The sequence below is a fragment of the Bacillus sp. VA15 genome (assembly GCF_055721145.1).
In genome coordinates this window covers 829,036-849,719 of record NZ_JBVQPQ010000002.1, presented here as the reverse complement: position 1 = coordinate 849,719, position 20,684 = coordinate 829,036, and the positions used below count along the sequence as shown (strand labels likewise).

The following is a 20,684-nucleotide window of genomic DNA, read 5'->3' as shown; positions in this document are numbered from 1 at the left end:
AGAACCAGCCAAATGTATAATGTGAAAAAAGGGGGCATGACTATGTCGCAATGGCAGCCAAGCCGAGATTCGAATATTCCGCTGCATCGGCAGATTGAACAATACATGAAGGACAAAATTCTTCACGGAGAGTGGGCTGTGGGGACGAAAATCCCTTCACAGAGAACGCTGGCCGACATGTTTCAAGTCAACCGCAGCACCGTGACAACAGCCATTGATGAACTCACGTCTCAAGGTCTGTTAGAGGGGAGAAGAGGAGGCGGCACGAAGGTTGTAAACAGTACGTGGAGCGTGCTGGCGGCTGAGCCTCCGCTCGATTGGAGCGATTTCGTCCGTTCAGGCATTCATCACCCTAATTCTTCTATCATTCAGGATATTAATCAAAACGAACCAAGAGCGGATATCATCAGATTAGGCACAGGAGAACTTTCACCGAATCTGCTTCCAGTTGACACAATGCGCCGGATGTTTCAGCAGATCAATCCGCACGCCCTGTCTTTAGGATACGAGCAGCCGAAAGGAAATCCTAAGCTGCGGGAGGCGGTGGCGGACCATTTAAAAGGCAAGCAGATCCATGTATCACCGTCATCGATATTAATTGTGTCTGGCGCACTTCAGGCACTTCAGCTCATCTCGATCGGGCTTTTAAAACGAGGTTCTGTTATTTTGACGGAAAAGCCCTCCTACCTTCAATCTTTGCATGTGTTTCAATCAGCGGGGATGCGGCTTCGCGGCTTGCCGATGGATGAAGAAGGAATCAAGGCGGGGCTTGTTTCTTCTTATCGAAAACAATACGGAGGACAGCTGCTTTACACCATTCCGTCGTTTCATAATCCGACAGGCACTGTCATGTCAAAGCAGCGAAGGAAAGAGCTCACCGGCCTGTCAAAAAAAGAGCAGCTGCCAATCATTGAGGATGATGCGTACGGTGATTTATGGTTTGAAGAAAAACCGCCGCAGCCTTTAAAAGCAATGGACCATGAGGGCAATATTCTGTATCTGGGCACTTTTTCAAAAACGGTTAGCCCCGGTCTTCGAATCGGCTGGCTTGCCGGACCGGAGCCGGTCATTGAAAGGCTGGCGGACATTAAAATGCAGACAGACTACGGATCGAGCGGCCTGTCCCAGTGGGCGGCTGCCGAATGGCTGTCACAGGGGTATTATGAAGAGCATCTGACATGGATACGAAGGGCACTAAAACAAAGAAGAGACACGGCAGTTCATTTTCTCAAGCGGTATGCCGGAGACATCGCGACGTGGCAGATTCCTGCCGGCGGCTTTTATATTTGGGTGACATTTCACAAAACCTTGCCTATCAGCCGTTTTTTTCATGAATTGCTGAAACAGCAGGTGCTGGTGAATCCCGGTTCCATTTATGACGGCGAAGACCGAAACAGCATCAGGCTGTCATATTCCTATGCATCTCTTGCGGATTTGGAAACAGGCATTAAAGCGGCAGCCGATACAGCCCGCCGCCTGATGTCCTAACGTTTGTTACACAATGACAGCTCCCAGCGCTCTGGCGAAAGCAATCGCATGCTCAGGCGCGATTTTGCAGCCTTTCAATTTGTCGAGGGAGACATGAAGCTGTTCAAAACGGCAGGTGCTGATGTCCATGTTTTGAAGGGACGTGCCGGTAAAGCTGGCGCCTTCCAGTTCGCACCCGTCAAAGTGTGTCTGCTGAAGCGCCATATTGCTGCACTCACTTTGCATAAGAGCACAGTGATCAAAACGAACTTGTTTCATATTTGAGTACGAAAATGAACTGAAATGTCCGTGGCACTCCTCGAATGAGACATTCCGCAGCGTTGATTCTGCCACATTCATTCCAACCATTTTTGATTGCTTAACGGAAGTTCTGTGAATGACAGCCCCGCTGAAATCGGCGTTTGACAAATCACATTTTTCAAAGATCACATCGGTCAGTTCAATATGCCGGAAAGACACATCGATAAACACGACATTTCTGAATATCGTGTTTTCCACACAAAGTCTTTCTATATCTTCGCCGCAGATTGTACAATCTGCAAACAAATGCATGCTGACCACATCATCCTGTGTCACGGTTTCATGAAAATCTGCGATTTGCAGGTTTTCCGGTATGTGCGGTTTTTGAATCACTACTTTATTCATGAGATGACATCCTTTGCTGCCCGAAAAACCAGAGGCCTCCGGGATCAATTTAATAGATCGTTATGGAAGTTGATACATATAGTAAATCGTGAAGAGCCTTTTCTTGGTACAGCAGCCCGCTCGTTTTGTAAGCATAAATGGAAAGCTTCCTGTGCGTCAAGGCGTTTACAGGCCGGGAAAGAAAAGGGAACAGGAGGAATGAGGAATGGGGCATTACGTCAAAACCGAGGAGCATGTGACACTGTTTGTAGAGGATATCGGGCATGGTAGGCCGATCATCTTTTTGCACGGGTGGCCGTTGAATCATAAGATGTTTGAATATCAAATGAATGAGCTTCCGAAAAGAGGATTTCGTTTTATCGGCATTGATTTACGGGGATATGGGCAATCTGACCGCCCGTGGGAAGGGTACGATTATGATACAATGGCCGATGATGTGAAGGCAGTCATTTATACGCTGCAGCTTGAGAACGCGGTTCTTGCCGGTTTTTCGATGGGCGGCGCAATTGCCATCCGTTATTTGGCAAGGCATGACGGAGCAGATATTGGTAAGCTGATTTTATTGTCTGCAGCGGCACCCGCATTCACAAAACGCCCGGGTTATCCGTACGGGATGAGGAAGCAGGATATTGACGATATGATTGAACAATTCGAAACGGATCGGCCAAAAACACTGGCTGATTTAGGAAAACAGTTTTTTGAGAAAAAAGTGTCTCCAGAGTTCAGGCAGTGGTTTCTCAATCTGATGCTGGAGGCTTCCTCCTACGGGACGATCCACTCAGGCTTTGCATTAAGAGACGAGGATCTCAGAAAGGATCTTGCCTTAATCAAGGTTCCGGCGCTGATCCTGCACGGGAGAAAGGATAAAATTGCGCCGTTTGATTTTGCGAAAGAATTGAAGCGCGGCATCAAACAGTCGGAATTGGTTCCGTTTGTAAATAGCGGGCACGGAGCCTTTTATGAAGAAAAAGAGAAGATCAACAGTTTGATTGCGCAGTTTGCCAAATTATAAAAAAAAACCCGATATTGATCGGGTTTTTTATATGATTCCTTTGCTTTGCAGTTCTGTAATGATCAAATCAGCCCCGGCGGAAATAGATATCTGGTCTGATTCAATGATGAAATCAGGTGAACGCGGCGCTTCATACGGAGAATCGATCCCGGTGAAATGTTTGATTTCTCCGTTTCGCGCTTTTTTATAAAGTCCTTTCGGATCGCGCTGTTCACAGACATGCAGCGGACACTTCACATAAATTTCGAAGAATTCCTCTTCAGGAAAGAGCGCTCTGACCATATCCCGGTCCTCTCTGAATGGAGAAATAAAAGCCGTTAAAATCATTTGCCCGCTGTCGACAAACAGCTTCGCTACTTCTCCAATTCGGCGGATGTTTTCAATCCTGTCTTCAGTCTGAAAACCAAGATCTTTGTTTAAGCCGTGACGGATATTATCGCCGTCGAGCACATAACTCTGAATCCCCATGCGGTAAAGCTTTTCGTCAACGGCATTGGCCAGCACCGATTTTCCTGAGCCGGACAGCCCGGTAAACCAGAGGGCGCAGCTTTTGTGTCCGTTTAACGACTGTCTGTCAGACTTTGTGATTGCAGTGGGGTGCCAAATGATGTTTGGGTTGTGTGTCATCCCAATCCCCCGCTGTTATGCTGGATGGCAACGGGCTGTTGCTGAAGACCCTTGATCAGAACGTTTGCGACCTCAGGCCGGCTGAATTCTTTAGGCGGTTTTTTGCCTTGGCGGAGAAGCTCTCTCACCTTTGTGCCGGATAAGTGGATGTGGTCTCTTTGGCTGTGCGGACATGTTTTCGAGGTGCCCATGTTTCCGCATTTCCGGCAGTAAAAGCTGTGCTCGAAAAACAGCGGTTTGATGCCCAGTTCCTCCTCTGTGAATGATTGAAAAATATTTTGCGCGTCGTACGTTCCGTAATAGCTGCCGACCCCCGCGTGATCACGGCCTACAATAAAATGGGTGCAGCCGTAATTTTTGCGGACGAGCGCATGGAAAATCGCTTCCCGCGGACCTGCATACCGCATGGCGGCAGGGAAGACCGACAACATGACACGATCCTTTGGATAATAGTGTTCAAGCAAAACCTGGTAGCTCTCCATTCTGATATCACTCGGGATATCGTCGGACTTCGTTTCTCCGACAAGCGGGTGAAGCAGCAGACCGTCGACCGTTTCTAACGCTGTTTTTTGAATATATTCATGTGCTCTGTGAACAGGATTCCTGGTTTGAAAACCGACAATCGTTTTCCAGCCGAGCTTTTTAAAGGCTGCTCTTGTTTCTGCGGGCGCTGCGTAAAACTGTTCGAAGGATTTGTCGGGAAGGCGGCTGACCGTGATAGGCCCTCCGATATAGTAATCCGGACGCGCCAGCATTTTTTTCACGCCTGGGTGGGCAGGGTCGTTTGTTTTAAAAACAGACAGTGCTTCTTGTGTTTTATCAGGCTGGTATATATCAGTAACTGTGATCATGCCGTAGGTGATGCCGTCTTTCACAAGCTTGACGCGATCTCCGGCAGACAGTTTGTTTGCTGTTTCTTCTCCGACAGGCAGCGTGATCGGCAGGCTCCAAGGCAAGCCGTTTGCCAGCCTCATCTCTTTCACAACAGTATGATAATCTTTTTCTCCCAAAAAACCAGTTAACGGGCTGTAGCCGCCGATCGCGATAAGCTCCAGGTCGCTCAGTGCAAGCTGATCCAGCTCCGCTTCGCACGTGCACCCTTCAAAATGGCATGCGGGATCGCAGCGGTTGATTAACACCCCTCCATGGGGCTCGCTTCCATTCAACGTGTTCAACCTCCATTTTTACGTTTCCTTTGTTTTTCTTTTCTGCGCTGGTTGAAATCTTCAAAGCAGCGCCTCAACATCATTTCATGCCCATAGCATGAGCATGCCGGACATTATTCTTGATGCAGGCCGCATTCTGTTTTCTCCCGTCCGGCCCATCTTCCAGCCCTCTCATCGTTCGGGTCCGAGGAAGGCAATGTACACATTTCACAGCCTATGCTCGGGTAATGTTGATCGTGCAGTTTGTTATAAGGCAAATTGTGTAGGCGGATGTACGTCCAAACGTCATCCCATGTCCAGTGGATGAGCGGGCAAATTTTAATGAGCTTAAACTTCTGATCCAGATTCACGTATTGAATATGCTTTCTCGTAGGCGACTGCTCCCGGCGCAGTCCTGAAATCCAAGCTGTCATGCCGGACAGGTGTTTTTTAAGCGGCTCGATTTTCCGCAATTGGCAGCATAGATTCGGGTTATGCTTCCACAGCTCTCCGCCGTATTGCGTCTCCTGTTCTTTTAAGCTCAGCTCGGGTTCGAGCAGCTGGATTGTCAATCCCGGATATCGCTCTTTGACGGTCTCGATCAGCTCATATGTTTCCTGAAAATGCAGCCCTGTATCCAAAAAGATGATGTGCGCGTTGTTGTTGATTTTTGATATGAGGTCAAGAAGCACCATCCCTTCTGCGCCAAAGCTGCACGCGTACACAATCTTTTCCCCGTATATTCGGTAAGCCCATTTCAACACATCGAGCTCATCGATCAATTGATCCGTTATCTGTTTGGACAGCGTGTCGTTCCATGTGTCATATGTGATGATTTGTTTGTTCAACGTTTTCCCCCCGTTTGCATCTGTCTGTTTCTATCTATTGATCGAGTTATAGGCAGACTATTCATTTTTTGCATAAAGGTTCAGGGTTTTTAGGTGCGGCACCGCCTAAAATGGGGAACGGAACCATTAAGAGGCCGGCTGAATATGCTTTTAAGCAAAATGGTTTTATGCCCAAGGAGAGGTATTATGCCGATTACCATTTATCAGGGGCATCATCATTCGCTTGCCCCGGCGGATATTAACATCGTCATTGATGTCATCAGAGCCTTTACGGTCGCCCATTATGCGTTTATCGGCGGAGCGAAAGAGATTTTATTGGTCGGAACAGCAGAGGAAGCCTTTGCGCTGAAAGACACTTATCCGGATTACGTATTGACGGGAGAGGAAAAGGGGGTCGGTATCAGCGGATTTGATTTAGATAATTCTCCAAAACGCATGGCGATGCAGGATATGGCGGATAAGCGCTTGATCCAGAAAACAACAAACGGCGTCACAGCGGCGTTAGGGGCCCTGAACGCTAAGCACCTGTTCGTAACTGGATTTTCCAACGCCAAAACAACGGCAGAGTATGTGAAAACACTCGCCGTAACGGATTGTGTCATGAACATTGTGGCCTCCCACCCGTCAGGTGATGACGACATGGCGTGTGCGGAGTATATCAAAGGCATCATTGAAGGGACAAATGCGGTTACGGCTGCGGGGGTAATTGAAAGAATAAAACGCTCTTCTGTTGCAGAGAAATTTTTTGACCGCAGCCAGCCATTGTTTGATCCGGAAGACATATCATACTGTACAAAAGAACTGACAGGCGATTTCGTGATGAAAGTGAAACAAGAAAGAGAAGTTCCAACGATAGAGAGGGTCATAATATGAATGATTTTTCACTAGAATTGCCAGTGAGAACAAGCAAGCCGAGAGAAACCGGGCAGACCATTTTAATTGATAACGGCTACCCCTTGCAATTTTTCAAAGATGTAATAGCCGGAGCGTCCGACTATATTGATTTTGTGAAATTCGGCTGGGGCACATCATTACTTACGAAAGATCTTGAAGAAAAAATCAGCTCGCTGAAAGAGCATGACATTAAATTTTTCTTTGGCGGCACATTGTTTGAGAAATATGTAAGCCAGAAAAAAGTGAATGAATTTCATCGGTACTGCACCTACTTCGGCTGTGAATATATTGAGATTTCAAACGGTACGCTCCCGATGACGAATAAAGAGAAAGCGGCTTACATTGCCGATTTTTCTGATGAATTTCTTGTGCTCAGCGAGGTGGGCAGCAAGGATGCGGAATTATCAAGCCGGCAAAGCTCTGAGGAATGGCTTGAGTATATCGTTGAGGATATGGAAGCGGGCGCGGAAAAAGTGATTACGGAGGCCAGGGAAAGCGGGACAGGAGGGATCTGTTCCAGCAGCGGCGATGTCCGGTTTCAAATTGTTGATGACATCATTTCCTCAAATATTGATATCACCAGGCTGATTTTTGAAGCGCCGAACAAAACGCTCCAGCAAGGGTTTATTCAAAGGATTGGACCGAATGTGAATCTGGCCAATATCCCCTTTCATGATGCCATCGCGTTAGAGACACTGCGCTTAGGGCTAAGATCCGATACCTTTTATTTGTAAAACAGCGGCTGCGGGGCTCTCGCTATGAAGAGAGCCTCTGCCTATTATTTTTTATGGCGGTACATAGGCGTGAGATAGGGGAGTGAAGTCAGACGGATGTTATAGATGAAGTCGATGACTCTTGTCGATATGACTTGGCATATCAGGGCTTGAATGACGATGCCCCAGGCAATAATAGACGCAGTAACCATAAAAATAATGCAATTCATGATGAGCAGGATCGTTCCGGGACTCCCGCCGCGGTAGATCGAAATCATCAGAGCAAGAGCCCCGAATCCTCCGTTCGAAATTTTGTATTTGTATAAAAGTCCGATGCCGAGTCCCAATAACACAGCGCCACTGGCCAAATCAAGCCACAGGTTTGATGTGATATCCGGAAAAACGACATCAAATATCAATACCGAGACAGAGGTGACGGTAATCGAAGCGAGGGTGCCGGTGAAGGTTCTCATCTCCAGCCATTTTAAAGCAGTAAAAAGCATCGAAACATTCACTGCCCACACTGAAAAGCCATGAGGAATTTGAAACAGATAATGCAGCAGCACCGCAATACCTGCTGCCCCGCCTGTCGGAATATCATGGGGAAATAAAAACAAGGACATGCCGAGTCCCTGTAATACGCCGCCTACGACAATCATAAACGTGAGTTTTGCTTTCATCAGCAGTTCAGCCATTAAGTCATTTGCTCCTTTATGAAAAGACTTGTCCGCTGTTTTCATTTTATGAGGCTGTCCATCATTTATGTCTGCAAATATAGAAATGGCCCAGCTTAATATGCTGAACCATCCCACTTGTAGCGATGAATGATCTCCATATTGATCTCTGTTCCAATGCCTTTTCCTTTCGGAATGTGGACCACTCCTTTTGAAGGCTGAAGGCTGACGAGATCTGTAAAAGGATTCTCCATGACGTCCCACTCAATCGGTTCAATTTGATCTTTTTCCATTTTAGACCATGGAGGCAGACAGGCTTGCGAAAATAAAGCATAGAGCCGTGAAAGTGATCCGTCATATGCATGGGCGGACGCTCTGACGCCGAAATAACGCGCGAGCTGGAGGCAGTCCCGAAACTCATCGATCCCGTTGACATGCATAACATCGGGCTGAATGATATCCAAGCAGCGCTGTGAGAGGAGGGGGGCAAATTTCGCCGCGCTTTTCATATTTTCTCCACCGGCAACAGGAACAGATAAACGGCTGCGCAGCAAAGCGTAATCCTGCGGCTGATCAAAGGGCAAAGGCTCCTCGAACCAGCCGATATTCGTCCATGCTGAGAAATAGCGTTCCCAACTCATAGCTGTTGCTGCATCGTAGCTTTGGTTTGCGTCCAGAATCAACGTAATGGAGCTGCCGGCCGTATGCTGTAGCGCACTGATGTGCCGGACATCTTCCTCGAATGAAGTCCCGCCGATTTTGACTTTGATTTGCTTAAAGCCCTTTTTTAACTGGTCTTCAACGTTGGAAACCGAACGGCTGATCCATTGCGGCAGGTCTGAATACGATTGGAATGAGGCATATACAGGGATCTCTTCTCTGTACCGCCCGCCCCATAGTTCGCAAACCGAACAATCAAAAGCTTTGGCCGCAATTTCTGTCAGCGCCATGCTCACGGCGGAGGCCGCCCGCTGATGCCATTTTTGAATCGTGCGCACTAATGGCAGGCGGCTGCTGGCCTGTTTTCCTAAAAGATAGGGAATGATCCGTTTGGTAAAGCCGATATGCAAAGCCGGGAGCCAATCAACGCATTCTCCCCAGCCGTCAATCCCGCTTTCTGTGACAATTCTGATGAGATAGCAAGTTCGATATTGTTTAAACCCGTTTGCGTCGCCGTACGGCTCTTCTAATCGATGCAAAAGCGGAAAAGTCTCAACCCGTTCGATTTTCAAATTGGATGCTACCTTTCCTCAGCTGGCTGAAGCCGATTGCCTGCCATTTTAGGATCTTCTTTTTCTTTTGTTTCTTCTTTGTTTTGATTCACATGGATCAGCAAAATCACGAGAATGCCGACAACAAGCGTCAATCCCGCAATGCTCAAAAACATGCCGGGTCTGGACCATTCCATCAGGCGGCCGAAAATCGGAGGCCCGATGGCAACCCCTAAGAAACGAACCGATCCGTAGAGCGAAGTCACAAATCCACGTCTTTCTTTCCCGACAGCTCCGGTTATAAAGCTGTTCACACAAGGAAGAACAAGGCCTGAACCGATACTGCTCAGCACGAGAACACTGATAAAAAGGACAAGGTTCTCAATGAATGACAGTGCCGCGTAAGACACGGTCATGAACGCCAATCCGAGTACGATCAGCTTTTTCATTAACGATTGCTTTTGGCCGATTTTGCTCCCGGTTGTATAAGACGTCACACACATGACCAAAAGCGGGATCGCCAAAATCAAGCCTTTTTTGACGCCGTCGGTATCGTATGTTTTTTCCAAGACATCTGATAGATAAAACAGGATGCCGAATAAAGTAAACAGGCAGGTCGCCCCGGCTAAATAAGCGGTAAACAGCCATCTGCCTTCATGTTTAAAAACACTTAACAGCCCTTTCGCATATTTTCCGATCGGGGGCGGTTCTTTTTCCTTTTTCTTTTCTTTAATAAAAATCCAAGTCAGCACGATCGAAATGATACAAAATACCGGGAAGGCAAAAAACGCGCCATACCAGACGAGAAGGGCGATAAGCGAGCCGATGATCGGCGAAAGCACTTTCCCCATGCCGTTTGAAGCTTCAACGAGACCGAGCACCTTGCTTTCCTGGGCGCCTTTAAACAGATCTCCCGTCAGTGCCATGGCAATCGGGCCTGTCCCGGCTGCCCCGATTCCCTGAAGCGCCCGTCCTGCCATGACCCAAGGGTATGCATTGTCAAAAAAACCTGCCGCAAACCCGGCTAATAAGCCGCCGGCACCATACAAAAATAAGCAAGGGATAATGATGATTTTCCTTGAGAATCTGTCAGCGAGATAACCGACAATCGGAATGGCAAACGCCGCAATCAAGGAAAATACTGTGATCACGAGACTGACTTGAAATTGTGATAAATGAAGTTCAGATTTCATTTTTGGCAAAATCGGAATAAGCATCGAGTTTCCAAGTGTTAATATTAAAGGGATTGAACCGATTGCAACAATCGTCATTCCGTTATTTTGTTTTGATGATTCCATCTCAGAGCACACTCCTTTTCTTCTGCTTAGAATGTCCCTGCTGGCTTCGTTTATTCAACGTTCAGACAGCAAAAAACCGAACAGAAAATACCTGTTCGGGAAAAAGGAGGGTTAACCGAGCGCCTGTGAAATCAACGCATATAAGTGTCCATTTTGGTCAGGAAGCATCTTTATCTGGTAAAGCATAAGCGGTGGCTCTTCGTCCGCTTGAAATCCCATTTCTATCAGCCTGTCATGTAAAGATGTGTGTTCACCCGGTATATCGATGCGCATCGGACCTTGTTTGCCGGCGGCCAGCCTGTTGATGAATTGTGCAGCCACGTCTGATGATGGGGCAATGATGGGGCCGAATTTCAAATTGACAGGTGTCTGTACAGATAGGCCGTAGCCAATCAGCTGTCCCTCATTGTTTCTGGCGATGACGCATTCCTCTGAAGTGGAAATAAGCTGCTGCAGAAGATTTGATCGATCTCCGCCAAAGGCTGCCAGATCGGCCGTGGCTAATTCTTGAAAGTCTTGTTTTCTAAAGGCTGTCAGTTTAGCATCAAGATGATCTTGCTTTTCAATCGGTTGAAAACTGTGACAGCTGTACTTTCGGACTGAACCCGCTGTATGAAAACCCGCTTTCTCATAAAGCGGCAAACCTTCTTTTGTGGCGCAAAGCCTGATGGCGGTGCTTTCATCCGTTTTACTGATACACGCGTTTACCATCCGCCGCCCGAGACCGAGCCGTTTGTATTCCTTGTCTACGATGACGAGTCCGATAGAGGCAAGACGGCCAAACAAAAACAAGCCGATGCAGGAAATAATGTCTCCCCGGACATTTTGATAACCGAAAAAACGCCCCTGTTGGACAAGCAGTGCCAGCTCTTGTTCGCCATAATCCGGCCACCCGGCTTGCCTGCAAAGCCGCAATAGTCCGGAGGTATGTTCTTCATGAAGCTCAATCAGCTCATCCATTATCTTCATACGGGTCACCTGCTTGTTCCGAATGTTTTGTACATGACAATATGAGTGCCAATGCCGGGAATCTCAAACGGTTCGCCAAGTTCCTCCCAGCCAAGCTTTGCGTAGTAGCCTTTGACATGTTGTCTTGCATTGCACCAGACCGCCTGTACGCCTCTGTCTGCCAGTTTTTGTTCCGCATATTTGATCAGCGTGCTTCCGGCTTTTTGATCACGATATCCTTCAAGCGTCGCCATGCCTCTCAGCCGATATGCAGGGGATTCCGTTAATAATGGCTGATTTTGAGGGGAAAAAGAAGCGATGCTGATCAGGGTTCCTTCATAAAACACACCGAGATGAAAGGCGCCTTCCGCATGATCCTGTTCATATTTGCATTGTTCGATGGATTGATGGGGACGCAGGATGCGGTGCCGGATGTCGTATGTATCTTCCGCAGAAATGGTTTTAACTTCGAGCATGATGATCCTCCTCATAAACTGATTTTCTTTATCGTAACACGAATTACGTTGAAAAAGACCGCCCGATTGGCTCAGGCAGTCTTCAAGGTATTAATGCAAATAGATATTTTGGCGCTGCTCATCTTTTTGCTGAATGTACGAAGTGAGCTCGGCGGTTAAGTCAGATCTGAGAAAAGGCGTAATCAAGTAGATGCCGTTAAACAGCTCGCATGCCGTATCCAACAGGGAGCGTGCAATCGCAAGGCCTTCCGCTTTTTGTTTCTCTTTATCCTCGCCGGCGAGGGCCATTTTTTCGCGAATAGAGTCAGATAGCTTAATGCCCGGAATTTCATTGTGGATGAATTCAGCATTTCGGCTGCTTGTGAGTGGCATAATGCCGATATAGATCGGTGTCTTCAGATGCTTTGTTTCGTTATGGATATCGACAAGCTGCTGCTCGGAATAGACAGGCTGTGAAACAAAATAATCGGCGCCGCAATCTATTTTTTTCTCCAGCCGTTTTACCGCTTTATCCAGATGGCGGACATTAGGATTAAATGCGGCGGCGACTGAGAAATTCGTTTTCTTGCCAAGCGGTTTTCCAGACAGGGACAGTCCTTCGTTGAATTGTTTGATCAGCCTGATTAAATCAAAGGATGTTAAATCATACACAGACGTCGCACCCGGAAAATCCCCGATTTTAGAAGGATCGCCAGTAATGGCCAGCACGTCATTCAGCCCTAACGTATCCAGACCCATTAAATGTGACTGCAAGCCGATAATATTTCGGTCACGGCATGTAATATGGACAAGAGAGCGCATATCGAGCTGTTGCTTCACAAGGGCGCCGCAGGCAACATTGCTGATCCGCGGAGTAGCCAGGGAATTGTCAGCGAGGGTCAGGGCGTCGATTCCCGCTTCTTTTAATTCAGCAGCAGCGGACAGAAATTTGTCGAAACTCAATTTTTTCGGCGGGTCCAGCTCTACGATAATGGAGCGTTTTTCCGCTGCGATCTCATTCAGGCCGGGCTCTGTCCGCTCATGCTGAACAGAAATGAATTCCTTCGCCCGGGTTTTGACTTCTTTTTCTGTAATCGGAGCAAGCCCGCCAACCGCTTCTGCCATCGCCTGGATGTGATTCGGCGTGGTGCCGCAGCAACCGCCGATAATCCGCGCGCCTTGCTTGCGGAATTCTGACGCGCTGTTTTGAAAATACGTGTCGTCTGTTTCATAGACGAGCCGGCCTTCTTCAAGCGAGGGAAGACTGCTGTTCGGATAAACTGATAAGAACACGTCATCAAAAATCGGCACTTCGCTAAGCGCTTCAATCATGTGATAAGGACCGAGCCGGCAGTTAATGCCGACGATATCAGCTCCGAGATCCGCGATCGATCGCAATGCTTCAGAAAGCGGTGTTCCGTCCTGCAGTACGCCTTGCTCATGCATGGAGACATTCAGCATAATCGGAAGGCCAGTCTCTTTGCGCGCGATTTTTAGCACTTCACGTGCTTCTTCCAAATCATAATACGTTTCTAACAGCAAGCCATCTGGCTCTTCATGCAGCAGCAGGTACAGCTGCTCGCGAAAGCTGCGTTTGATTTCGTCAAGGCTGTACGCGTTTTTATTAAAGGTACGGATGCCGCCCATCGTCCCCAGCACGTACGCATCGCCTGCTGAAGCCCGCGCGATTTTTACCGCCTCCTGATTCATTTTTTTGATGTCATCCTCAAGCCCGTGTCTGGATAATTTAATATAATTGGCCCCGTACGTATTTGTTTGAATGATGTTGGCTCCAGCCTCAACGTACGCTTTATGTATGCGCTGAATTTCCTCCGGCTTTGAAATGTTGAGCTCCTCAAAGCACCTGTCAATGCCATAGGAGTAGAGGAGTGTCCCCATGGCGCCGTCGCCAATTAACACCTGTTTTTGCAAATCTTCTAAAAGTCCCATTGTTTGCCTCCTTTATTCACATTCAGCAAGGAAAAAAAGAGAAATAAAAAAAGTCCTCTTAAGAAGAAGACTTTGTCAGTGATTTTGTCTCTTCTTATCTTCCAAGCTGTTCGAGCTTGCTGGATTTAGCACCTTGGTCATGGCTGATCGCCATTACACCGGTTGCTGAAGCTTCGTCGGGCCAGTCCCTCTGCTTCTCTTGATAAGAACGGATATAAAATTTTCGTGTTCAGGAAGTGCCCTAAAGATGCCTGGCATTTTCCCTTTCTCCAAATTTACCGAAAATAAAGACAATAATCAATAGGATTCAGAAAATTTATCTGAAATTTATAAATTGAACGTCAATTGGCAGATCCGCGCCCCGCACTGCTGTGATAATCTGCTGCAGGTCATCCTTGTTTTTTCCGGTGACGCGCACTTGATCATCCTGCACTTGAGACTTTATTTTCAGTCCGGAGTTTTTGATGATGGTATTGATTTTTTTGGCGTTGTCCTTGTCAATGCCTTGAACAAGTTTTGCACGCTGGCGCACTGTTCCGCCTGACGCGCTTTCAACCTTGCCGTAATCAATGTTTTTTGTCGGCACGTTTCGTTTAATTAATTTACTGACCAGTACATCTTTCAGCTGGCTTAATTTAAATTCGTCATCAGAAACGAGGACAAGCTCCTCTTTATCTAAAGAAATGTCGCTTTTGCTTCCTTTAAAGTCATAGCGTGTGCTGATTTCTTTCAGTGCGATTTGAATCGCATTTTGCACTTCGGGCAATTCCACCTTTGATACAATATCAAATGAACTTTCTTTTGCCATATGAAAACCTCCATAACATTTAACTTATGTGTTGATTATAGTAGAATAAAGAGAAACTTCCAACAGAACAAAGAATCAATTTGTGATGATTGGAAAAAATGTTAACAGAATCCGCAGAAAAATAAGCGGAACAGGAAGGACGATAGCATGAGACCAGGGCAGCAATTAACCTTGAGTATAGATCACCAAACTGACTTCGGTTACTTTTTAACCGACGGAGAAGATACGATTCTCTTACATAACAGTGAAATAACTGAGGATATCGAAGACAGAGATGAGGTAGAGGTCTTTATATACGTGGACCAGCAGGAAAGACTTGCGGCCACGATGAAAATTCCGGTCATCAGCGCTGATGAGTACGGCTGGGTCGAAGTGGTGGATAAAGTGGAAGATATGGGCGTTTTCGTTGATGTCGGCTTATCTAAGGATGCGCTTGTTGCAACTGAGCATTTGCCGCCATACGAGGATGTCTGGCCGCAAAAAGGGGATAAGCTCTACTGTATGCTGAAAGTGACGAACCGGGGGCGCATGTTTGCGAAACCAGCGCCTGAAGATATCATCAGCGAACTGTTTACCGACGCTTCAGAAGATCTGATGAATAAAGAGCTGACAGGTACGGTGTACAGATTAATCGCAACGGGTTCATTCATCATCACAGACGACGGTATCCGCGGTTTTATCCATCCGTCAGAAAGAAAAGAGGAGCCAAGACTCGGCTCAAGAATCACGGGACGGGTGATTCAAGTAAAAGAAGACGGTTCAGTCAACATGTCGCTGCTTCCGAGAAAACAGGATGCATTGTCTGTAGATGCCGAGTACATTCTGACGTATATGAGAACAAGAAACGGTGCTATGCCGTATGGTGACAAAAGCCAGCCTGACGATATCAGAGAACGTTTTAATATGAGCAAAGCCGCCTTTAAACGCGCGCTCGGCCATTTGATGAAAAACGGAAAAGTGTATCAGGAAGACGGATGGACATACGAGAAAAAATAGAAGGCCGCACAGGCCTTCTATTTTTTATATAAGAACTTCACAAATAAAATTTTGTTACGTATCATTAGGGGAGACAGAGTGTTTTGTCAGTTAAAAGACAGGGGGAGAGTTCGTGGAAATTCGCATCGATTTTTTATTGATCTTGATTGCGATGCTTTTCTTTTGGATTGCTTATATGGCAGGAATAAAAAAGCAAACATGGATATTGTCCGGTTTCCGTGAGTCTCGGATACGTGACAAAGACCGCCTGGCTAGTATTGCGGGATACTTTTTTCTGAATTCAGGGATATTTCTTCTTTTAAACGGTTTTATTTCATTTCAGGGACAAGATCAGTTGATTCCGCCAATGATTTTGGCATATGGAGCTGGAGTCATCATTTATGTAAATAAAAAATTAATATAAAACCTCCAGCATATATCAAATATCTGGAGGTTTTTGTTTGCTCACTTTTTCAAAAAGAAAATCGCCAATGTGCCGGGACCGGCGTGTGAGCCGATTGTAGAACCGATTGAATGCATGATGATCTCTTTCGGCTTGAACGTATCTTCAATCAAATTTTTCATGTCAATGGCTTTTTCTTCGTTCGCAGCGTAGCTGATCCCCACGGTTTGATTGCCCCAATCACCACCGCGTTCTTTCATCAGTTCGATGATCCGTTTGAAAAGTTTTTTCTGTCCGCGAATTTTTTCCAGAGGCACAAGCTTGCCGTCCTCCATCTGAAGCAGCGGCTTAATATTCAGCAGGCCGCCGACAAAAGCGGATGTTTTGGAGATGCGGCCGCCTCTTGCAAGATATGTGAGGTCATCAACGGTAAAAATGTGCTCAAGCTGTTCGCAAAAGTTCTTTACAGACGTTTCAATTTCTTGTATTGTATTCCCGTTGATACAGAGATCGACAGCATGCCGGACAGCCAGGCCGTATCCTAATGAAGCGCATTTGGAATCAATGACCCGTAAATCGAAATCGGGGAATTCCTCCTTCACTTCATTGGCCATCATCACAGCTGTCTGATACGTGCCGGAGAGGCCTGAGGAAAAGGCAATGTAAAGAGCGGGATCACCTGTTTCGGCATATTGCAAAAACACATTTTTAATCGTTTGCGGTGAGGCTTGGGACGTCTTAGGCGTTTCTCCATTTTGCATCGCTTCAAATATTTGATCCGCATCAATCGTGACTGCATCTTCGAATTCTTTATCGCTGAGAGAGACTCTGAGCGGAATAAAGCCAATGCCGTTTTCTTCAAAATAAGAACGAGGCAAATCAGCGGCGCTGTCAGCGATGAGATGAACTGTCATATTGCTTCCCTTCTTTCCGTTGTCGCTCGTTATCATAAGAGTTAAGCCAACTATATCATATTAATTTGCCAAAATCGTGTTCAAATATTTGTTTTAAGGGAAAACATAATAAGAAGAAAGAGCGGAGGAACATGCCATGGTACTAGATCAAACAAAAAAATTACTCATCGTCATCATCGGCGCTTTACTCAATGCGGCCGGGCTGAACTTATTTTTGATACCGGCAGATGTATATGCCAGCGGATTTACGGGTGTCGCCCAGCTTTTATCAAGCGTCATTGTTCAATATGCCCCCTTTTACATATCGACGGGAACGCTCTTGTTCCTCTTAAACATTCCGGTCGGTATTTTAGGGTGGCTGAAGGTCGGCAAATCGTTTACGGTGTACAGCATTTTAAGTGTCGCACTCACTACTCTGTTTATGGGGATCCTGCCGGAAACAAGCCTGTCACATGACATTTTGCTGAACGCAGTGTTCGGCGGCGTCATTTCCGCAGTCGGTATCGGTTTAACATTAAAATACGGCGCTTCAACAGGCGGTCTCGATATCGTCGCCATGGTGCTTGCAAAGTGGAAGGATAAACCCGTCGGCACGTATTTCTTCATTCTGAACGGGATTATCATTTTGACGGCAGGATTATTGCAAGGTTGGGAGAAAGCATTATATACCCTGGTTACACTGTATGTGACAACGAGGGTGATCGACGCCATTCACACCCGCCATATGAAGCTCACGGCAATGATCGTGACGAAAAAAGCGGACGAAATCAAAGAAGCCATTTACGGGAAAATGGTGCGCGGCATCACAACTGTTCCGGCCAAAGGAGCCTTTACGAACGAACAGAAAGAAATGATGATTATCGTCATCACAAGGTACGAATTGTACGATTTAGAGAAGATCGTCAAAGAAGTTGATCCGAAAGCATTTACGAACATTGTTCAAACGACCGGGATTTTTGGTTTCTTTAGAAAAGACTGACGAAAGCAGGTGGAAGTCGTGAAACGGCTGCTTGTGATGCTCCTTCCCGTGCTGCTTTTGATAGGCTGCGGGAAAGATGAGCAGACAGAACCCGATAAGGAGGTATCAGGCGGAATGGAGAATCAAGAGGTTGTTTTATCTGTTGACGCAATTCAGGAGCCTGAACAAATCAAGTTTAACATGTCGCTGAAGAACCAAAGCGAACGTGCTGTCGAGTTTCAATTCAGCACAGGACAAAAATTTGAACTTGTCGTGTATGATTCTGACAACAAAGAAAGATACCGTTATTCGAAAGACAAAATGTTTACGCAGGCTTTTCAAAACCTGACATTGGAACCTGGAGAAACATATGATTTCTCTGATGTGTGGAAGGAAGTCCCTGAGCCGGGAACTTACGAGGTAAAGGTAACATTTAAGGGCAGAGCGGAAAATCTCAAGCAGATTCAGGCTGTTCAGCAATTTGAAGTCAAATAAGAGGCTATGGCGAATCGCCATAGCCTTTTTTTATTGCAGTTTGTCCAGCTGATCCTGAAATTGATGGAGCTGGCGACGTTCCGCATCTGTCGAGTTGGCATACGCAGAAGATACGGCATTTTTGGCTCTCAGAATCGCTTGCTCCTGATCGCCTTCCTCAAAGCCGTTTGTCACCATAACAGCCTGTTGAACAAATGATTTTGCCTGCTGAAACAGTTCGTTTCTCATTTAATATTCAACCTGTCTTTCGGCCGAGTCTCGTGCCGCGGCATGCTGGTGAGCTTCTTCTAACGTAGACCGATATGGAAATCTTGCGGCGTGTAGCCCGATGGAGTCTTTACCCTGCTGAATAAACCTTCTGGATTTGCTTCGTTTACCCATTTTGAGACTGCCCCCTTCCATACTTTGACGAGATGAGTCGTCTTCAATAGTATGGTGGGGCGAAGTAACGTTTATGAGTGGGAAAAATTAATACGGGCGGTCTTTAAAGTGAGAAATATTCTTTTAAAAATCTTGCCACGCCGTCCTCTTCATTTGTAGCCGTTGTCCGGTTGGCAATCTGCTTGACCTCGTCGATTCCATTTCCCATCGCAACGCCGCAGCCTGCGAATTCAAGCATTTCCAAATCGTTATCCTCATCTCCGAAAGCAATGATCCGCTCCCTCGGCACACCGTAATAATCGCTGATTTTCTGCAGGCCGACCGCTTTATTCATGCCGCTTTTAATAATTTCAATGACATGCCACGGCGCGGCCCATCTTCTATGATCGATCACCTCGGCATGCACATCCGATAAATAGGAGCGTATGGCCGGTACATCTTCTTCTTTTGCGTGAATGAGCACGGATGTAACATCCTCACCGAGAGTTTCCCGCAAGTCTCCGACCGTCACATTCGTTGTGTTCATGTTAAAGGCATCAATCAGGTGCTCATCATGGTAATGAAAGTACACGTCGTCAATGACTTCAGCAAGCACATTATGTACGTTATAACTCTCGCTGATCTCCACTAGCTGTTTGACAACATCAAGCGGCAGCGAGGTGTGATACCGTCCCCAGCTGTCGTCCTGCGGATGATGGACAAACGCTCCGTTAAAATTGACAATCGGCGTTGTCAGTTTCATCTGCTGGTAATACATGGAACTCGAGCGGTACGGCCGGCCCGTTGAGATGCAGACATAATGCCCGTCATCTTTTAGGCGCTGTATCGTCCGAAGAGTGTTTTCTGATATGGTTTTGTCATCCTTTAATAAGGTTCCATCTAAATCTAAAGCGATTAAATAGGGTTTTGTCTCCATGAAAAGCTCCTTTAACCTTAGAATTTGCTTGTTTTGCCTTACTTACAGTGTAGCTTTTTACCATCTTTATTGTCTACATGTTACACTTATGATTATGGTTATCCTAAGGAGGGGCACATTGTGATTCAAATTGAAAATCAAACCGTTTCCGGTATTCCGTTTTTACATATTGTAAAGGAAGAGAACAGGCACCGCGCTGTTCCTCTTGTCATCTTTATACATGGTTTTACAAGCGCGAAGGAACATAACCTTCATATTGCTTATCTGCTTGCGGAGAAGGGCTTTAGAGCCGTTCTGCCGGAGGCTCTGCACCATGGTGAACGGGGAGAAGAAATGGCTGTTGAAGAGCTGGCCGGCCATTTTTGGGACATCGTCCTCAACGAGATTGAAGAGATCGGCGTACTCAAAACCCATTTTGAAAAAGAGGGCCTGATAGACAGCGGCCGCATCGGCCTCGCAGGCACATCAATGGGCGGCATCACAACACTTGGCGCGTTGACTGCTTATGATTGGATAAAAACCGGCGTCAGCCTGATGGGAAGCCCGAATTACGTAGAACTGTTTCAGCAGCAGATTGACCATATTCAATCTCAGGGCATTGATATTGACGTGCCGGAAGAAAAGGTAGAGGAGTTGATGAAGCGTCTCGAATTGCGGGATCTCAGCCTTCAGCCGGAAAAACTGCGCCAGCGCCCGCTATTATTTTGGCACGGCGCAAAAGATAAAGTCGTGCCTTACGCGCCGACCCGGAAATTTTATGACACGATCAAATCCTATTACAGCGAACAGCCGGAACGCCTCCAATTTATCGGAGATGAACACGCTGACCATAAAGTCCCGCGGACAGCTGTGTTAAAAACGATTGAATGGTTTGATACGCACTTATAAAGCACAATGGTGTGAAGAAGGGCTGGATTTACGTTATA

Annotated in this window: 23 protein-coding genes, 1 pseudogene and 1 riboswitch; of the genes and pseudogenes, 9 read left to right on the top strand and 15 right to left on the bottom strand. The window is 46.7% G+C overall.

Features of this window, described 5'->3' with window-relative positions:
- Window positions 1-36: 36 nt before the first annotated feature.
- Entirely contained in the window at window positions 37-1,488 is a 1,452-nt protein-coding gene (pdxR, locus tag AC0DBE_RS09385; protein WP_472961898.1) for a MocR-like pyridoxine biosynthesis transcription factor PdxR, read from the top strand.
- 6 nt (window positions 1,489-1,494) lie between these two features.
- On the opposite strand, the gene AC0DBE_RS09380 is transcribed toward pdxR, so the two are convergent.
- Window positions 1,495-2,133: a pentapeptide repeat-containing protein gene (locus tag AC0DBE_RS09380; protein WP_472961896.1), complete on the bottom strand. Its 639-nt coding sequence runs from the start codon at window positions 2,131-2,133 to the stop codon at window positions 1,495-1,497.
- Window positions 2,134-2,338: 205 nt separating this feature from the next.
- On the opposite strand from AC0DBE_RS09380, the gene AC0DBE_RS09375 reads away from it, so the two are divergent.
- The gene (locus AC0DBE_RS09375) at window positions 2,339-3,145 is read left to right on the top strand and encodes an alpha/beta fold hydrolase (RefSeq protein ID WP_014113328.1); all 807 of its coding nucleotides are present in this window, start codon (window positions 2,339-2,341) and stop codon (window positions 3,143-3,145) included.
- 27 nt (window positions 3,146-3,172) lie between these two features.
- Here AC0DBE_RS09375 and cysC read toward each other — a convergent pair whose 3' ends face one another.
- The 3 genes from cysC to AC0DBE_RS09360 all read right to left on the bottom strand — a co-directional run bounded on the left by cysC (window position 3,173) and on the right by AC0DBE_RS09360 (window position 5,765).
- The gene (gene cysC, locus AC0DBE_RS09370) at window positions 3,173-3,772 is read right to left on the bottom strand and encodes an adenylyl-sulfate kinase (protein ID WP_014113329.1); all 600 of its coding nucleotides are present in this window, start codon (window positions 3,770-3,772) and stop codon (window positions 3,173-3,175) included.
- Window positions 3,769-4,938 (bottom strand): sulfate adenylyltransferase, encoded by a 1,170-nt coding sequence (gene sat, locus AC0DBE_RS09365; RefSeq protein ID WP_014113330.1) that lies wholly within the window; start codon window positions 4,936-4,938, stop codon window positions 3,769-3,771. The genes cysC and sat overlap by 4 nt, the downstream gene beginning before the upstream one ends.
- Before the next feature lie 113 nt (window positions 4,939-5,051).
- Complete coding sequence (locus tag AC0DBE_RS09360) at window positions 5,052-5,765, bottom strand: phosphoadenylyl-sulfate reductase (protein ID WP_088679507.1); 714 nt, start codon at window positions 5,763-5,765, stop codon at window positions 5,052-5,054.
- 186 nt (window positions 5,766-5,951) lie between these two features.
- Between AC0DBE_RS09360 and AC0DBE_RS09355 the strand changes: the two genes are divergently transcribed.
- Together AC0DBE_RS09355 and AC0DBE_RS09350 are read left to right on the top strand one after the other, a co-directional pair.
- On the top strand, window positions 5,952-6,638 hold the full coding sequence (locus tag AC0DBE_RS09355; RefSeq protein WP_332606732.1) for a 2-phosphosulfolactate phosphatase: 687 nt from the start codon (window positions 5,952-5,954) through the stop codon (window positions 6,636-6,638).
- Window positions 6,635-7,393 (top strand): phosphosulfolactate synthase, encoded by a 759-nt coding sequence (locus AC0DBE_RS09350; protein ID WP_003224492.1) that lies wholly within the window; start codon window positions 6,635-6,637, stop codon window positions 7,391-7,393. Before AC0DBE_RS09355 ends, AC0DBE_RS09350 begins: the two co-directional genes overlap by 4 nt.
- Before the next feature lie 44 nt (window positions 7,394-7,437).
- Here AC0DBE_RS09350 and AC0DBE_RS09345 read toward each other — a convergent pair whose 3' ends face one another.
- From AC0DBE_RS09345 to AC0DBE_RS09315, 7 genes are all read right to left on the bottom strand, one after another.
- A complete protein-coding gene (locus AC0DBE_RS09345; protein ID WP_041521155.1) occupies window positions 7,438-8,067 on the bottom strand; it encodes a YitT family protein in 630 nt (209 codons plus the stop codon).
- A gap of 95 nt (window positions 8,068-8,162) precedes the next feature.
- Window positions 8,163-9,278: a mandelate racemase/muconate lactonizing enzyme family protein gene (locus AC0DBE_RS09340; RefSeq protein ID WP_472961892.1), complete on the bottom strand. Its 1,116-nt coding sequence runs from the start codon at window positions 9,276-9,278 to the stop codon at window positions 8,163-8,165.
- 8 nt (window positions 9,279-9,286) lie between these two features.
- A complete protein-coding gene (locus AC0DBE_RS09335) occupies window positions 9,287-10,555 on the bottom strand; it encodes an MFS transporter (RefSeq protein ID WP_014113335.1) in 1,269 nt (422 codons plus the stop codon).
- A 111-nt stretch (window positions 10,556-10,666) separates the two neighbouring features.
- Window positions 10,667-11,524: a GNAT family N-acetyltransferase gene (locus AC0DBE_RS09330; RefSeq protein WP_242734500.1), complete on the bottom strand. Its 858-nt coding sequence runs from the start codon at window positions 11,522-11,524 to the stop codon at window positions 10,667-10,669.
- A 5-nt stretch (window positions 11,525-11,529) separates the two neighbouring features.
- Window positions 11,530-11,979, bottom strand: coding sequence for a GNAT family N-acetyltransferase (locus tag AC0DBE_RS09325; RefSeq protein ID WP_014113337.1), 450 nt, complete (start codon window positions 11,977-11,979; stop codon window positions 11,530-11,532).
- A 90-nt stretch (window positions 11,980-12,069) separates the two neighbouring features.
- Complete coding sequence (locus AC0DBE_RS09320; RefSeq protein WP_041520916.1) at window positions 12,070-13,908, bottom strand: bifunctional homocysteine S-methyltransferase/methylenetetrahydrofolate reductase; 1,839 nt, start codon at window positions 13,906-13,908, stop codon at window positions 12,070-12,072.
- A gap of 91 nt (window positions 13,909-13,999) precedes the next feature.
- Window positions 14,000-14,117, bottom strand: a riboswitch (SAM riboswitch).
- Between the two features lie 107 nt (window positions 14,118-14,224).
- Complete coding sequence (locus AC0DBE_RS09315; protein WP_014113338.1) at window positions 14,225-14,716, bottom strand: YajQ family cyclic di-GMP-binding protein; 492 nt, start codon at window positions 14,714-14,716, stop codon at window positions 14,225-14,227.
- A gap of 98 nt (window positions 14,717-14,814) precedes the next feature.
- On the opposite strand from AC0DBE_RS09315, the pseudogene AC0DBE_RS09310 reads away from it, so the two are divergent.
- Window positions 14,815-15,712, top strand: a pseudogene (locus AC0DBE_RS09310) (CvfB family protein).
- Window positions 15,713-15,824: 112 nt separating this feature from the next.
- Window positions 15,825-16,115, top strand: a complete 291-nt coding sequence (locus AC0DBE_RS09305; RefSeq protein ID WP_242734499.1) for a DUF3784 domain-containing protein — start codon at window positions 15,825-15,827, stop codon at window positions 16,113-16,115.
- Between the two features lie 41 nt (window positions 16,116-16,156).
- Here AC0DBE_RS09305 and AC0DBE_RS09300 read toward each other — a convergent pair whose 3' ends face one another.
- On the bottom strand, window positions 16,157-17,008 hold the full coding sequence (locus tag AC0DBE_RS09300; RefSeq protein ID WP_242734498.1) for a DegV family protein: 852 nt from the start codon (window positions 17,006-17,008) through the stop codon (window positions 16,157-16,159).
- A gap of 136 nt (window positions 17,009-17,144) precedes the next feature.
- Between AC0DBE_RS09300 and AC0DBE_RS09295 the strand changes: the two genes are divergently transcribed.
- Window positions 17,145-17,987, top strand: coding sequence for a YitT family protein (locus AC0DBE_RS09295; RefSeq protein WP_041520917.1), 843 nt, complete (start codon window positions 17,145-17,147; stop codon window positions 17,985-17,987).
- 18 nt (window positions 17,988-18,005) lie between these two features.
- Window positions 18,006-18,461 carry a BsuPI-related putative proteinase inhibitor gene (locus AC0DBE_RS09290; protein ID WP_061188345.1) on the top strand — a complete coding sequence of 152 codons (456 nt, stop codon included), beginning with the start codon at window positions 18,006-18,008 and terminating at the stop codon, window positions 18,459-18,461.
- A 30-nt stretch (window positions 18,462-18,491) separates the two neighbouring features.
- On the opposite strand, the gene AC0DBE_RS09285 is transcribed toward AC0DBE_RS09290, so the two are convergent.
- The 3 genes from AC0DBE_RS09285 to yitU all read right to left on the bottom strand — a co-directional run bounded on the left by AC0DBE_RS09285 (window position 18,492) and on the right by yitU (window position 19,758).
- Window positions 18,492-18,689 (bottom strand): DUF3813 domain-containing protein, encoded by a 198-nt coding sequence (locus tag AC0DBE_RS09285; RefSeq protein ID WP_003239348.1) that lies wholly within the window; start codon window positions 18,687-18,689, stop codon window positions 18,492-18,494.
- Window positions 18,690-18,842 (bottom strand): hypothetical protein, encoded by a 153-nt coding sequence (locus tag AC0DBE_RS09280; protein WP_003239346.1) that lies wholly within the window; start codon window positions 18,840-18,842, stop codon window positions 18,690-18,692.
- Between the two features lie 103 nt (window positions 18,843-18,945).
- Window positions 18,946-19,758: a 5-amino-6-(5-phospho-D-ribitylamino)uracil phosphatase YitU gene (gene yitU, locus AC0DBE_RS09275; RefSeq protein ID WP_061188346.1), complete on the bottom strand. Its 813-nt coding sequence runs from the start codon at window positions 19,756-19,758 to the stop codon at window positions 18,946-18,948.
- 120 nt (window positions 19,759-19,878) lie between these two features.
- Between yitU and AC0DBE_RS09270 the strand changes: the two genes are divergently transcribed.
- Entirely contained in the window at window positions 19,879-20,646 is a 768-nt protein-coding gene (locus tag AC0DBE_RS09270) for a prolyl oligopeptidase family serine peptidase (protein WP_087988059.1), read from the top strand.
- Window positions 20,647-20,684 lie beyond the last annotated feature (38 nt).

Coding starts and splice junctions, on each gene's coding strand:
- AC0DBE_RS09355 (WP_332606732.1), top strand. CDS start 5,952: ATGCCGATTACCATTTATCAGGGGCATCATCATTCGCTTGCCCCGGCG.
- AC0DBE_RS09300 (WP_242734498.1), bottom strand. CDS start 17,008: ATGACAGTTCATCTCATCGCTGACAGCGCCGCTGATTTGCCTCGTTCT.
- AC0DBE_RS09345 (WP_041521155.1), bottom strand. CDS start 8,067: ATGGCTGAACTGCTGATGAAAGCAAAACTCACGTTTATGATTGTCGTA.
- AC0DBE_RS09320 (WP_041520916.1), bottom strand. CDS start 13,908: ATGGGACTTTTAGAAGATTTGCAAAAACAGGTGTTAATTGGCGACGGC.
- AC0DBE_RS09285 (WP_003239348.1), bottom strand. CDS start 18,689: ATGAGAAACGAACTGTTTCAGCAGGCAAAATCATTTGTTCAACAGGCT.
- cysC (WP_014113329.1), bottom strand. CDS start 3,772: ATGACACACAACCCAAACATCATTTGGCACCCCACTGCAATCACAAAG.
- AC0DBE_RS09335 (WP_014113335.1), bottom strand. CDS start 10,555: ATGGAATCATCAAAACAAAATAACGGAATGACGATTGTTGCAATCGGT.
- AC0DBE_RS09375 (WP_014113328.1), top strand. CDS start 2,339: ATGGGGCATTACGTCAAAACCGAGGAGCATGTGACACTGTTTGTAGAG.
- pdxR (WP_472961898.1), top strand. CDS start 37: ATGACTATGTCGCAATGGCAGCCAAGCCGAGATTCGAATATTCCGCTG.
- yitU (WP_061188346.1), bottom strand. CDS start 19,758: ATGGAGACAAAACCCTATTTAATCGCTTTAGATTTAGATGGAACCTTA.
- AC0DBE_RS09280 (WP_003239346.1), bottom strand. CDS start 18,842: ATGGGTAAACGAAGCAAATCCAGAAGGTTTATTCAGCAGGGTAAAGAC.
- AC0DBE_RS09350 (WP_003224492.1), top strand. CDS start 6,635: ATGAATGATTTTTCACTAGAATTGCCAGTGAGAACAAGCAAGCCGAGA.
- AC0DBE_RS09380 (WP_472961896.1), bottom strand. CDS start 2,133: ATGAATAAAGTAGTGATTCAAAAACCGCACATACCGGAAAACCTGCAA.
- AC0DBE_RS09330 (WP_242734500.1), bottom strand. CDS start 11,524: ATGAAGATAATGGATGAGCTGATTGAGCTTCATGAAGAACATACCTCC.
- AC0DBE_RS09325 (WP_014113337.1), bottom strand. CDS start 11,979: ATGCTCGAAGTTAAAACCATTTCTGCGGAAGATACATACGACATCCGG.
- AC0DBE_RS09315 (WP_014113338.1), bottom strand. CDS start 14,716: ATGGCAAAAGAAAGTTCATTTGATATTGTATCAAAGGTGGAATTGCCC.
- AC0DBE_RS09295 (WP_041520917.1), top strand. CDS start 17,145: ATGGTACTAGATCAAACAAAAAAATTACTCATCGTCATCATCGGCGCT.